This is a genomic window from Roseobacter fucihabitans, assembly GCF_014337925.2.
Classification (GTDB): Bacteria; Pseudomonadota; Alphaproteobacteria; order Rhodobacterales; family Rhodobacteraceae; genus Roseobacter; species Roseobacter fucihabitans.
This window is the reverse complement of record NZ_CP143424.1, coordinates 18,403-30,796: the sequence shown is the minus strand read 5'-3', so window position 1 is coordinate 30,796 and position 12,394 is coordinate 18,403. Positions and strand designations below refer to the sequence as shown.

Annotated in this window: 10 protein-coding genes and 1 pseudogene; 2 read left to right on the top strand and 9 right to left on the bottom strand. The window is 58.1% G+C overall.

Translation table 11 applies throughout. The annotated features are described in order from the left end of the window. Positions 1-146 precede the first annotated feature (146 nt). The 5 genes from ROLI_RS22195 to ROLI_RS22175 are packed head-to-tail and all read right to left on the bottom strand — an operon-like array spanning position 147 to position 5,960. Positions 147-1,364: a glycosyltransferase family 4 protein gene (locus tag ROLI_RS22195; protein ID WP_187431400.1), complete on the bottom strand. Its 1,218-nt coding sequence runs from the start codon at positions 1,362-1,364 to the stop codon at positions 147-149. After that, the gene (locus ROLI_RS22190) at positions 1,355-2,533 is read right to left on the bottom strand and encodes a polysaccharide pyruvyl transferase family protein (protein WP_187431399.1); all 1,179 of its coding nucleotides are present in this window, start codon (positions 2,531-2,533) and stop codon (positions 1,355-1,357) included. The genes ROLI_RS22195 and ROLI_RS22190 overlap by 10 nt, the downstream gene beginning before the upstream one ends. Positions 2,534-2,589: 56 nt before the next feature. After that, positions 2,590-3,963 (bottom strand): oligosaccharide flippase family protein, encoded by a 1,374-nt coding sequence (locus tag ROLI_RS22185; RefSeq protein ID WP_187431398.1) that lies wholly within the window; start codon positions 3,961-3,963, stop codon positions 2,590-2,592. After that, positions 3,960-4,928 carry a glycosyltransferase family 2 protein gene (locus ROLI_RS22180; protein ID WP_187431397.1) on the bottom strand — a complete coding sequence of 323 codons (969 nt, stop codon included), beginning with the start codon at positions 4,926-4,928 and terminating at the stop codon, positions 3,960-3,962. Before ROLI_RS22180 ends, ROLI_RS22185 begins: the two co-directional genes overlap by 4 nt. Before the next feature lie 42 nt (positions 4,929-4,970). Further along, positions 4,971-5,960 carry a glycosyltransferase family 2 protein gene (locus ROLI_RS22175; protein WP_187431396.1) on the bottom strand — a complete coding sequence of 330 codons (990 nt, stop codon included), beginning with the start codon at positions 5,958-5,960 and terminating at the stop codon, positions 4,971-4,973. Positions 5,961-6,118: 158 nt separating this feature from the next. On the opposite strand from ROLI_RS22175, the pseudogene ROLI_RS22170 reads away from it, so the two are divergent. Further along, positions 6,119-6,500, top strand: a pseudogene (locus ROLI_RS22170) (transposase); the annotation flags it as partial. A gap of 157 nt (positions 6,501-6,657) precedes the next feature. On the opposite strand, the gene ROLI_RS22165 reads toward ROLI_RS22170, so the two are convergent. From ROLI_RS22165 to ROLI_RS22155, 3 genes are read right to left on the bottom strand one after another with little or no spacing between them, the layout of a single operon-like run. After that, positions 6,658-8,538, bottom strand: a complete 1,881-nt coding sequence (locus ROLI_RS22165) for a sialate O-acetylesterase (RefSeq protein WP_187431395.1) — start codon at positions 8,536-8,538, stop codon at positions 6,658-6,660. 8 nt (positions 8,539-8,546) lie between these two features. Further along, the gene (locus ROLI_RS22160; protein WP_187431394.1) at positions 8,547-8,741 is read right to left on the bottom strand and encodes a hypothetical protein; all 195 of its coding nucleotides are present in this window, start codon (positions 8,739-8,741) and stop codon (positions 8,547-8,549) included. Beyond that, the gene (locus ROLI_RS22155; RefSeq protein WP_262386612.1) at positions 8,738-8,998 is read right to left on the bottom strand and encodes a hypothetical protein; all 261 of its coding nucleotides are present in this window, start codon (positions 8,996-8,998) and stop codon (positions 8,738-8,740) included. Before ROLI_RS22155 ends, ROLI_RS22160 begins: the two co-directional genes overlap by 4 nt. 256 nt (positions 8,999-9,254) lie before the next feature. Here ROLI_RS22155 and ROLI_RS22150 point away from each other — a divergent pair, with 256 nt between their 5' ends. After that, a complete protein-coding gene (locus ROLI_RS22150) occupies positions 9,255-10,421 on the top strand; it encodes a nucleotide sugar dehydrogenase (RefSeq protein ID WP_187431393.1) in 1,167 nt (388 codons plus the stop codon). Here ROLI_RS22150 and ROLI_RS22145 read toward each other — a convergent pair. Beyond that, positions 10,393-12,357 (bottom strand): acyltransferase family protein, encoded by a 1,965-nt coding sequence (locus tag ROLI_RS22145; RefSeq protein WP_187431392.1) that lies wholly within the window; start codon positions 12,355-12,357, stop codon positions 10,393-10,395. The genes ROLI_RS22150 and ROLI_RS22145 overlap by 29 nt on opposite strands. Positions 12,358-12,394 lie beyond the last annotated feature (37 nt).

Genomic DNA, 12,394 nt, shown 5'->3' with positions numbered 1-12,394 from the left:
CGATCACGGCGGTCACAGATGCGTTTGTCGCGCGACATAGTCAGTTTGAGGCAGGATCAGAACGTCTTTGAGGGTCTGCTCCATCATCCAGAGATGATAGGGTCTGCGGCCTTAATAAAGCGTGAAACTCAGGTCAAAATCACCTGTCAGGACCCGATCACACTACGAATATCGGCGGCGATCTGTGCTTCTGCGGCGGCGCGCGAGAAATGAGCACGTTGCAGGTCCTGTAAGTGTTGTCCCAGCCTATCCGCCGCATCTGGGTCTGCCAGATACTGCGTGCACAGATCGATGAAACCTGCGGCATCATCGCTTTGTGGCAAGGCCGCAGCGATCGCATCCCCGAAGCCTTGCGCAGAATGTCGGCTGACCACGATAGGGCGGCCAAAGGCGCAGGCCTCGATCACCTTGATCTTGGATCCCCCGCCTTCGAACAGGGGCGACACGACCAGGCGCGCGTCAAAATAGGCCGTGGCGATGTCATCTATAGTTCCGACATATTCCACACCGGGCGTGTCAGGAAATTCCGCCTGCAACTGTTGCCACGCGCCCAAGCCCACGATGCGGAACCGGGCCTCTGGGTGGCGTGCATGCAGGGTGGGCCAGCATTCGCGCAAGAACCACCTGACTCCATCCTGATTGGGCCGATGGGCATGGCTGCCAACAAAAACAACATCCTGCCGGGCGGAAGGGGGCGGTGCACCGGCTGGAATATCAGTGTTGAACGGCACATTGCGCAGAACAGCCGAACCAACGCCCGGCAAGTTCAGGTCATCTTCCGCCTTCGCATACCACAGGAAGCTCGTTCCAGGCAGGCGGCGATAGAGCTGTCGCAGAACGGAAGGCACAACATATTTTCTAAAAATGCACCCCAGGACCCCAGTTCCCAGCACGGCCGTGGCGGTAGATTGAAAGGTCTGATCGTCGCGATCGTCAATATCGACAAAAACATCGCGACCAGGCGTTTTTGTCAGCCCGGTAGCACAATAGGTTAGCGCATAACGACAGGCAATGAGCCGATGGGCCGGCGTCACCAGTTTATCCAGTGCCTCTGTAACGCTGGCTTGGGGAGCGTATAACGCGGGTACGAACAAAAACCGGCGTAGGTTGTAAATCAGGTGCGACAGTCCTTTTTTCTTGATCACCGAAAAGCGACTGCTTGGTGCCCATTGGAAGGATGCGGCACCGGGAAAAAACTCTTGCGGTCCTGTTCCAGTGCCTTCCCCCAACACGACCACATCAACCGGTCCCAGAGATTTGAGCGCGCTGAACAGGATCGCGCTACGCTGGCCGCCGCCCATCCTGTGATTTATCGACCCGTCCGGTATGATCAGTAAAAGGCGCTTGTCAGGGTTCAGAGCCACGCAAAATTCCTTTTCGAAAGCTCCTTGACCTCGGGTAGAGCTGCATTAATCTTTTCTTTCATGATTGGCATGGCAGCTTCAAATACTTCTAGCCGAGCTAGCAAAACAGCCGGATCCAGAACTTCTTCATTGCTGACAAGCATATTTTCTAGTCCGAAATGCTGCATCATCCCCTCGAACTTACCAGCATAAGCAATGCATAAAGGCGGCACGCCCATCCCCAGACAAGCGACGGCAAAATGCATCCGCGCCAACAGCGCAAAATCGAGAACATCAGCCATGGCTTTGACGTCCCATGTCTCGAAGGGAAACTGCACCATATGCACTCGGTTCCCAAACTGCGGGCTCAGCCGATCCAGCAGCGCCTGTAGCGCTTCCACATCCCCCACGGGCTGTGGTTTGTAATCATGTGGCAAGAGCAGAACCGCACGGTCAGGGTTCGTGCTTAGCCATCCCTCAAGAGATCGCCCGATACTATCCAGTCCGTCACCTTTCATCATGGACAGAGTGGTACCTCCGACGTTAACGCCGAGAACGCAACTACCCGCCTCGCGCTGCTCTTTTGCCCAGGAAATTGCGATTTTGGCGTTGTTAGAACTGGCCTCCGGTTTCAGTAAAAAAGCCACGTCTGCCACTTGCACAGCCTCACGACCAACCACCTTGTGAAACCGTCTCAGTGAAATTGGGTCGCGCGAATACATGTGTACTGGTGATAGTCGGTGCAAGCGCGCCACTGCGGCCGGGCCCGGATGTTCAGAGAAAGAAAAGTTCACGGCAGCACACCCCATGCCTGCGCGCGCTGCGACATCCAGCACGCCTAGTCTTCTGCAATCGCCGCCATAACCGCCATCGATTACATCTGCGCCGATGAATAACATCTGGCCGCAGCTAAGAATCTGCTTGGCTGCGCGTAATTTTCTCATAACACCCGGCGCATCAAAAATAGCCAGCGTCACCGGGTTGCGCAGCGAGATATTATCGCTTTGGCGTGCAATCAGGACTGGAGTCTTTGCAGATTTCTGAATCAATTGAGTCGTGATGCTATCCAACATCGCCTGATCGCCCAGACTGCCGGCGCTGGCGGATGGCAAAACCGCGACCTTGTTATGATCTACGTTCAGAACAACACGGATAAGCCGGAGCAATACCCCGATTAGTGAATTGAGCATGTTAGCATCTCACTTTCTCTTTTAGAAAAGGAATTACAAGTATCACCTATGGAACACTAGACTGTCATATAGACCACTCCGGATATTAAAACCGCCGCAGCAAGCCAGAAACTATCAAAGCGGAATTGTTTTTCACCCAAAATCGGACGCAACAGGGTCAGTGTATAGGGAGCCGTCAGCCCGGTATTCACCGCAACCGCCAGTAAAGTGCCCTCGAACCCTAAAAGGTTATAACTCAATGGGATCGTAATGCAGATTGAAACCGCCCGTCCCGCGGAAATGATAAGGGCGGATCGGCTGTTACCCATGTTTATCAGCAGGCTATCCAACGGCTGGAACCGCATCATAAGGAAACTCAATGACAAGATTGACAAATAGGAACCGGCAGTGTGATATTCTGATGTATAAATGCTTTGAATCAGTATGCTCCCGAACAGAAACGCTAGCACAAAAGTGCATAGGCAGAAAAGATCGATGACATTCTGAAATTTTCGGAACAAGCGATGCAACTCCTCAGGCCGGTTGCGCATGACATCGCTCATTGCCGGAAAACCGACGCGGGTCATCAGCCTTGAGATCAGCATTTGTCCGGCCATTACCCATATTTGGGCGATAACGTATAGTCCAAAGGTGGTCGCATCCAATAAGGCGGCCAGAATAAACTTGTCCGCCTGCTGCGCGACAAAAGTAAAAGCCGAAGATCCCATCAGAAATTTGCCAAACTGCCAGAGCCTGTCGGTAATATCGCGGTCGCGGGCCAGGTGCATCCTGGGACCAGGATAAAACAAGTGCGAGGCTACCAACGCGAATATGTTTACGGTGAGCATACCTGCCAGCAGCGCCCAGACGGTGGGGCTGAACTGTACAAATGTGACCATTGCAATCAGGCTGAGAACCTGAGCGCTGATCCCGATGACAGTAAAGCGCCAGTTCTGCAGCCGGCGGATTGTCAGTTCCTTGGCGGTGGATTCCGCGCCGTTCAAAAGCGGCGTCAGTGCAGATATGGCCACCAGCAGCGGTAAATGCGGGTCGGCATAGACAGTATCAAGGGGCGCAAAGGTCGGTGCGAAAACCCACAGTCCCAGAGCCGCCAGTAAAACAAAGCCAGAAATTGCGGCCCCACGGATCAGTTGGACTGTCCATGCCACACGCAGAAAGTGATCGTCCTCGCCGTCTTTGTCACGGGTAATGCTCTGAGATAGCCCGATATCGGTGAAGAGGGCGAACGCCGTCAGTAGTGTCCCGATCATCGCCATCATCCCAAAGGCTTCCGGCACCAGATATCGCGTCAGAATAAGATTGCTGGCCAGACGCAGTAAATTCGTAATGACGATTTGGATAATACTCCACCCGCCAGCCTGAAATACCTTGGAGCCCAGAGATTTCTGGCCGGGCAACAACCCTGCAAGTTTTGCTTTGATTATTTTCATTTATATTCAATCAACTCTGCATCACGCGCGCGCCAACGCCGCCAGAGGTAGTCTCCGATGCCTTGCAGTTCCGCGAATTTTCCAACCGTCAGCAGAGTGGCCTGTTCCCATGCGGCGCGTGTGGCCCCCTTGCGCCGCGCGATCCGAACCATCTGGAGCGGGTAGAGCGCCAGCATGGATAATGCGATGGGGCCGAAGACGCCTATGCCGAGCAGTGTCAGCACGGGGATCACCGCCCCCCAGAGCACAATACGCTGCACACCAGCCACCCCGTGACGCTCGGGAGCACGCCCATACATCGCCGCCCCCTGGGCATAGGCATACCCGCCGCGCCGGGCGCGTTTCCAGAACTGCCCAAAGCGCAGCATTGCCGCATCATGCAGCGCCATTTCCGCATCGATCCGCCAGATTTGCCAGCCCAACCTGCGCATCCGCAGGCACATCTCGGGTTCTTCGCCGGCGATAAGTTCGGGGTTGAACCCGCCCACCGCTTCAAGCGCTTCCCACCGCATCATCGCAATGCCACCGCAGGCCTTGGCCTGCCCAATGGGCGTATCCCATTCCGCGTCACACAGGCGGTTATAGATAGACGCCTCAGGGAAGCGTTCGCGCAGACGGCCACATACGGCGGCAACCTTTGGCCGTTTGGTTATGAACTCCAGCGCCACAGGAACCCAACGGGGGTCCAGAATGCAATCGCCGTCAATAAATTGCACAAAATCGGGCGCATCACCCGCTTTCAACGCCGCAATCCCGGTATTACGCGCGCGCGCCGCCGTAAAGGGGCGCTCCATATCAAGGGCAATCCCCTCGGCCCCGGCGTCCCTTGCCGCAGCAAGGGATCCATCCGTTGATCCGCTATCGACATAGATGATGCGCGCAAACCCCTGCCCCATTGAGGCCAGACAGGCAATCAGCCGCGCGCCCTCATTGCGCCCGATGATGACAGCGGCGACATCAGCCATGATGCAAAAACCAGCAGGCGCGTATCGGATCCGACAAACCCATCAACTGCCCTTCGGCTGATGGCTATCGCCCAAAGGCGTCAGCACATTGGTCCAGATATCGCGCCATTCCTGTGCCATGGCAGCGGGCACCGGCTTGCCAGCGAACCAACGCAGCTGCGCTATACCACGCCCCAAGTGCCACAAGAGGTTGGCCGCGAGTAGACCCATAGGCCCATGCGCCTGGTACAAGAGTCGCGTGCGCGAGGCGTAATAGTATTTAGGGAGCCTTTTACGGGCCTCGGTCATGGCCTTGACCGCAGTGCTCCCGCCAACGAAATGCACGAAACGCGCCTGAGGCACATAGGCAATGCGCCAGCCGGCACGGCCCGCACGCAGGCAATATTCGGTATCTTCAAAATAGAGGAAATAGCTCTCATCCATCAGGCCCACCTCCTCGATCATCTGAGCGCGCAGCAAAATACCTGCAAAGCTGGCCCAGCCGATCTGATCGGGGTCGGGCGGCATGTCCAGGGCCACGACATGGCGTTGAAACAACGTCGTGACAGGGCCAGTGGCGGCGGCGCGGATCAATTCGCTGATCGGGGAATGCATGCGGAAACAGCTGGATTGCGGCGCGCCCTCCTCCGTCTCGATGCGCGGGGTAAAAAGCCCCGCCTCGGGCGTGGCGCGCGCCGCTTCCAAAAGCGCGCCGCAAAACCCCGGCTTCAAAACGGCATCCGAGTTCAGCACCAGGTAGAAATCCGCGCGCCGCGCACTCATCCCCTGATTATGCCCGCCCGAAAACCCACTATTGCGGGGGGATTGGATCAGGGTCATGGGGACATCGGGCCCCTGCGCGGTAATCCAGTCGGCGATCTCAACCTCTGATCCATCTCCTGAGGCATTATCAACGACAACGATATGGGCACGAACCCCCAGCGTTATGCGCAAATCCGAAATCACCGAAGCCACACAGGCAATCGTCAATGCGCCCGTGCGGTAATTGATGATGGAAATGACCAGGTCATATGGCGCAGCGTCACGTGTCATTGAAATCCTTCAACAGGAAAAAGGAAGTTTTTTCCAGTCCCAATTGATCAACTTATATCGCTGTGGTGTTTATAAACGGTGTCTTAGGCTCAAGCCCCATTAATTCACTTGAGGCTCAGATAGCTGCATGATTCATAGCTCTCCATCTGGGGGACTTTGTGAGCAATCTTTACTGGCTGAACGAAGGTAAAATGGCGCGGATTCGGCCCTACTTTCCAAAGAGCCATGGCGTACTGCGCGTTGATGGTCGACGTGTCTTAAGTGGCATTATATTTACCAATCGCAATGGTTTACGTTGGTGTGATGCACCCAAAGAATACGGTCCTGCCAAGACGCTCTACAATCGTTGGAAACGGTGGAGTGATATGGGGGTATTTGCCCGGATCATGGAAGGGCTTGCTTCTGAAGCACTGGGCAACAAAACGATTTCAATCGACGCGACTTACCTCTAAGCCCACCGGACAGCTTCTAGCTTGTCTGTTAAAAGGGGGGCATGGACGTTTGATTGATCGCACCAAAAGTGGCCTGAACACGAGGCTATGGGAAAGCCTTTTGTGGCGTACCCCAGGATATACAAGGGGTGCGCAGAGGATCATATGTGTTGTGCTATGGCCTTGCGCGTCACTTTGGAAGGGCTCAGAAACAGCAGCGCGTGACGGGAGCCAGGTCACCCCGTCGAGGGTGCGCCAAAGGTGCTTCACAGCACCGTCACACTCCGCGCGGCAAGGCGGGTGCGGCTGCGTTGGTAGATTGCTTCGATCTCCGTTTGCGTCTTGGCGCTGTCGAAGATGATGGTTTCGGCTGTGGAGATCTGCCCGTTGAAATTTGCATTGCTGAAATAGAGGCTGCCGATCCCGATGCTGCGCGGGGAGGTGGTCTGGCTGGCGCTGCCCGCGACCACGTGGCTGCCCGCGAGGTCCCCCACAAACAGGACATACGCGCCCGTGCTCACGTTCTTGGAGACCGCGACAAAGGCAAAACCATTGGCAAGCGGGGTGGTCCCGCTGACCTGGGTATTGCCCCACCCGCCGCGCATATTGACCCAGAGTTTGGAGGGCACCACGCTAAAGGGGGACACACCCGTTGACAGATCCCCCCCCGGCGCTTCGAGCGTGCCGCCGATGATGGAATTGGTTGTCCCTGCCAGCTGGAACACGAAACACATGGTCTGGATGTCTGCCTCGGCGATGCCCGTGTCCAGACCCTGTTGAATGCCCGCCGGGCTGGTGATGTAGCCGGTGGATTGCGCATGCGCGGGGCCGCTGGCGAGGCGGGCGCTGATCAGATCGGCGTTGGTGGTATTGTCATCGCCAAAGAGCCAATGTGCCACGGCACCGGTCTCTGGCACGGGGCCGGTGGGGGGGGTGATGATCGGTGCGATGGGTGTGGTGGTAGCCGTCGCGGATGCCGGACCGGGGCCGGTGCTGTTCACGGCGCGCAGGCGATACGTATAGGCGGTGCCATTGACCAGCCCGCTGTCGGTGAATGTCGTGCCGGTGCCGGGACCATCCGCAATCAGTGCAAAGCCTGATCCACCGTCCCGCTCGATCTGGTAATCGGTGATCGGTGCGCCGCCGTCCTCATTGGGCGCGGTCCAGGTGAGGGTAATCTCACCGTCCCCCGCCACCGCCGCGAGGCCGGTGGGCGCAGCGGGGGCCGTGGCCGCAACCGGCACATTTGCCACGGCCTGTGCAATGGCCGCATTATATCGGCTGCCAAGCGCGCGCAGGCCCGCAGCGTTGAAGTGATTTGCATCGTTGCGCCCCAGGCCGGCGGCATCGGCGAAACCGGTATAAGACACGCGTGCAGGCGTTTGGGCGATGATGTCGGTGATCACATCCCGGCCCACATTACCCGACGCCAGCCCGCCCAGAATGAAGGGCGTGGTGGCATCTGCGGCACTCACATCGGCGCGCATATTGGTGATCATATCATCCAGCAAGCCCGCATAGGTGCCCGCAATACCCGCATCGGTTTCACCCTGATGCCACAGGAAGCCTTTGAACAGAAACCCCGGATGGGCGGCTATCGCAGCGTTGATCCGCGCAATCGTGTCATTATAAAGCCAATTCCCCGGGTTCCAGGCATTGTCCGAAAACCCCGTCGCCCCCTGCGCACAGGGGATGAACATCAGGCTCACACCGGGCTTATCCGCCAGATAATCAATGGCGAATTGGAGATCGAGCCCCATGTCCCCCAGAGTCGGGCTGAAATGCGCCAGCGGACGCGAGGTGGTTGGCCCGTCTGCGGGGTTTTGTGCCGGAATGAGCGCGCCGTTTTGCGTCCCCCGCCCGATCTGCATCGTGCCTGCGGGCCATTTGGCACCGCCGTCAAAAGCCGCGCGCCCGATCATGTTGGATTGACCGGCCAGCGCAAAGACATGGGTTTCGGTGTTGGCGGGGAGGGCCTGAGGCGTACCGCTCACGCCGGGCCCAAGCTGATAGACAACCACTTCGGTGCCATTGGTCAACCCGGTGACGCTCAGGTTCAGATCGGTGGTGATCGTCGCGCGGCTCAGCGTCGTGAGCCTGCCGCCCGAGACATCGGAGGCGGGGAGAATGAGAAAATTATCAGGCATATCGCCTCCTAGGGGATGATCGTGAGGGCGCCGTCACCAAAGGCAACGGTGAAGCGGGCGGGAACGCTCGGGCGCTGGGGCGTGATCGTGAGGGCGCCGTCCTCAAAGCGCACGCTCAAGGGGCGGGCCGGGTTTGTGCGCCCCTCGCCTTTTCCCGAAAGGCCCTTGCGCACCAAGGGCAGGATCAGCGTCTTGCGGATCATGCGGCCAGCGTCACTTCAAAAGTCGCATTGCCCGTGGCGATGATGCGCATCCCCGGTGTATTGGCGCGCTCAACGCGGTAGGGGCCCGCCTGTGTCAGGGTGAAATCCGCCGCATCCGGGGTGAACCATGCCCCCGCGCTGTCGCGCAGCTGGATCTGGGCCGAGCCGCCATTGGGCTCCAGAACGATGGTCATCGGCAGGTCGTGGTTCTTGCCGGGGGCGACGTCAAAGGGGGTTGTGCTGTTATGCCATGCCATGGGGCGGTCCTTTCGGGGGGTATTGTGAGGCGGCCATTTGAATCCGGGACCTGCCTGTAAATGTGAGCGGCCCTGCGCGGCCATACCTGTGGTGCCAGAACATCTGCCCAGCATCCCCATCCGGGGTAAGGGACGCACTAACAGCCCAACCGGTGGGGCAACATGTTGTTAACTCTGCTTTGGAAAACCGATATTTCGCGTGCGAAACGGCGCGCGCGCGCTTAGAAGGTGCAGGCGCTGTTAAAGGATGAAGAATATGAAAATCGCGGTGGCCGGAATTGGATATGTGGGGCTGTCCAATGCGGTTCTGCTGGCGGGGACCCACGCGGTGGTCGCGCTCGATCTGGACGCCGGGCGGGTTGCGGATCTGAACGCGGGGCGCGCGCCGATCCTGGATCCTGACATCGAAGAACGGCTGGCGCGCGGCGGGCTGAACTTGCACGCAACGCTGGATAAGGCAGAGGCGTTTACGGGTGCGGATTACGTGATCATCGCCACACCGACGAATTACGATCCCAAGACCGCCTTTTTTGATACCTCTTCCGTGGAGGCGGTGATCGGCGATGTGATCGCGTTGAATAAAACCGCCACCATCGTGGTCAAATCGACGATTCCTGTCGGATTCACCGAGCGGGTACGCGCGGAAATGAACACGGATCAGGTGATCTTTTCCCCCGAATTCCTGCGCGAAGGGCGTGCATTGCATGACAACCTGCACCCCAGCCGGATCGTGGTGGGGGAGCGCTCCGAACGCGCGCGGATCTTTGCGGATATGATGCTGGCGGTTTCTGAGGAAACAGACGTGCCAGTGCTGTTGACCGGGGCGTCCGAGGCCGAGGCGATCAAGCTTTTCGCCAATACCTATCTGGCGATGCGCGTGGCCTATTTCAACGAACTCGACAGCTATGCCATGGCGCTGGGGCTCGATAGCCGCGAGGTCATCTCAGGTGTCAGCGCGGATCCGCGGGTGGGCAATTTCTACAATAACCCCTCTTTTGGTTATGGCGGCTATTGCCTGCCCAAGGACACCAAACAGCTGCTGGCCAATTACAGCAACATCCCGCAAAACATGATCCGCGCGATTGTGGATGCCAATACCACGCGCAAGGATTTCCTGGCCGAGCGGATCATCGAAATGCGCCCCAAGGTGGTCGGCATTTACCGGCTGGTGATGAAGGCAGGCTCGGATAATTTTCGTGACAGCTCCATCCAGGGCATCATGAAGCGGATCCGCGCCAAGGGGGTTGAGGTGATCGTCTATGAACCGCATCTGCTGGAGGGTGATTTCTTCAACTCGCGCGTGGAGCGGGATTTGGACGTGTTCAAACGCGACGCAGATGTGATCGTGGCCAACCGGCGCGAAGCGGCCCTGGAAGATGTGGCCGATAAGGTCTTTACCCGGGACCTTTCCGGCGCGGATTGATCCCTGCGAGCGATCCGGGTTCTGGTTCGGACCCCTTGAGGATCTGATCCGCAATGAGCCCTGCCCCGGCGAGAGAGACATGGTCGTCATCAAAATACAGCGCCCGTTTATCATGCGCCAGATAACAGGTGGCTGCATCACAAAACGTATCAGCCGGGTCGTGGATCTGTACCGCCGCAGGAATATCCCCCAACCGCTGCGTGACATATGCCATGCGCGCTTCCCACCAACTGCGCGGCACACCCGCCAGCCCGAAATTTTCCTTCGCAATCGCCTCTGACCCCGCACGGCGCACCATCTGTTTGATATCCGCCGGGACTTCGGGAGCCTGCAGCACAAGATGCACGGTCTTGCCGCGATCCACGAAGGCCTGAATCGTTTTGATATAGCTCTCCCAGACCTGCGCCTGTTTTTCCGGGCCGACGAGATCAGGTTGCGCGGGATAGATGTTTTCGTGCTTTCCCGCCAGATAGGCGGCAATGCGATAGGAAACCACAACCGTATCGATGGTGTCATTGGCCAGAATGTGATCGATGCTGCGGGTGGACCACTGACCGCATTTATCCGTGTGATCCGTCCCCAATTGCGGCCCGCATCCGGCATAGGAAAATTGCATGACGCCAATGTCTTGCGCGCGTAACCGCGTGGCCAGGCCATAGGCCAGCTCGATACTGTGGCTGTCCCCGAACACCGCCCATGTCGGGGCATCGACGAAGTAATGGCAGACATTGTCGGGCTGGGCGATATTGTGACAGGCCCCGCGTTTGGGAGAGGCGCTGGCGCTGGCGAAAAGCTCCTGTTTCACCGGTGAAAAGCGCATCGGCACGCCTTTGAGCAGATGCCCTCCAATGCCCAGTACCGCAAATCCGACGAGCCCTGCGGCGCTGAGATTGAAAACCCAAGCCCGGCCGACGCGCCCCTTGATGCGAAACGGGCGTTCCACCCAACGCCAGGTAACATAGGCCAGAACGAAGGTGACGATCACAAGCCCCAGCATCACCGCAATCGGCGGATGGGTGGCATGGGCGTAACGGGTGAAGGCAAAAAGCGGTTGATGCCATAGATAGGCGCTGTAGCTGAGCAGCCCGATCCCGGTGAGTGCGCGCTGGCTGAGCAGAGCATGCACGAGTGTTCCCCTGCGCGCACAAAGGATGATCAGCGCGGCCCCGAGAACCGGCACCAGCGTATAGAGGCTGGGGAAGGGTGTTTCTTTGTCAAAGACAAAGATGGCAAAAACCACCAGCGCCAGCCCAGCGAGGCTGCCGCCCTGTGCAAGCCATCCCGGGCGCGCCAGGTCAGGATATCGAAAAAGCGCAAAGGCCACAAAAGAGCCCATCAGCAATTCCCAGGCGCGGGTCGGCAGCATGAAAAAGGCGAATGACGCATCGCGTGAGACGATCATCTGCGCCAGAAACAGGCTTAGAGCAAAGCCGAGAGTTAGGCCGATCAGAGTGATTTTGATCCCCCAGCGCCAGGTCAGCATCAACCAAAGGGGAAACAGGATGTAATATTGCTCCTCCACCGCCAGGCTCCAGGTGTGCAGCAAGGGTTTGAGTTCCGAGGCTCCGGAGAAATAGCCGCTTTCCGACCAGAACAGGATATTGGAGGAAAAGAAGGCCACCGCCGTCAGGCTCTGGGCGAAATCCTTGAGGTCCTGGGGGACGAACAGTATGGCGGCAACGGGCAGGCAGGCGGCCATCACAAAGAACAACGCGGGTAAAATACGCCGGGCGCGGCGTTCATAGAAATCAGGCAGGCTGAAGCGGCCTTGATCCAATTCCCGGATCAGGATCGAGGTGATCAGGAACCCCGAGATGACGAAGAAGACATCAACGCCGATATAGCCGCCCGAAAAGATCGAAAAACCCGCATGACACAAGATGACAGGCAGGACGGCCAGTGCCCGCAGGCCATCGATCTCGGCGCGATATTGCATGTTTGATGGGTCTCCAGACGATCTGTGAGCGGGGAAA

Excerpts from the sequence above, each read along its gene's own strand:
- ROLI_RS22190 (WP_187431399.1), bottom strand. The coding sequence starts at position 2,533 with ATGCTCAATTCACTAATCGGGGTATTGCTCCGGCTTATCCGTGTTGTT.
- ROLI_RS22185 (WP_187431398.1), bottom strand. The coding sequence starts at position 3,963 with ATGAAAATAATCAAAGCAAAACTTGCAGGGTTGTTGCCCGGCCAGAAA.
- ROLI_RS22180 (WP_187431397.1), bottom strand. The coding sequence starts at position 4,928 with ATGGCTGATGTCGCCGCTGTCATCATCGGGCGCAATGAGGGCGCGCGG.
- ROLI_RS22175 (WP_187431396.1), bottom strand. The coding sequence starts at position 5,960 with ATGACACGTGACGCTGCGCCATATGACCTGGTCATTTCCATCATCAAT.
- ROLI_RS22165 (WP_187431395.1), bottom strand. The coding sequence starts at position 8,538 with ATGCCTGATAATTTTCTCATTCTCCCCGCCTCCGATGTCTCGGGCGGC.
- ROLI_RS22160 (WP_187431394.1), bottom strand. The coding sequence starts at position 8,741 with ATGATCCGCAAGACGCTGATCCTGCCCTTGGTGCGCAAGGGCCTTTCG.
- ROLI_RS22155 (WP_262386612.1), bottom strand. The coding sequence starts at position 8,998 with ATGGCATGGCATAACAGCACAACCCCCTTTGACGTCGCCCCCGGCAAG.
- ROLI_RS22150 (WP_187431393.1), top strand. The coding sequence starts at position 9,255 with ATGAAAATCGCGGTGGCCGGAATTGGATATGTGGGGCTGTCCAATGCG.
- ROLI_RS22145 (WP_187431392.1), bottom strand. The coding sequence starts at position 12,357 with ATGCAATATCGCGCCGAGATCGATGGCCTGCGGGCACTGGCCGTCCTG.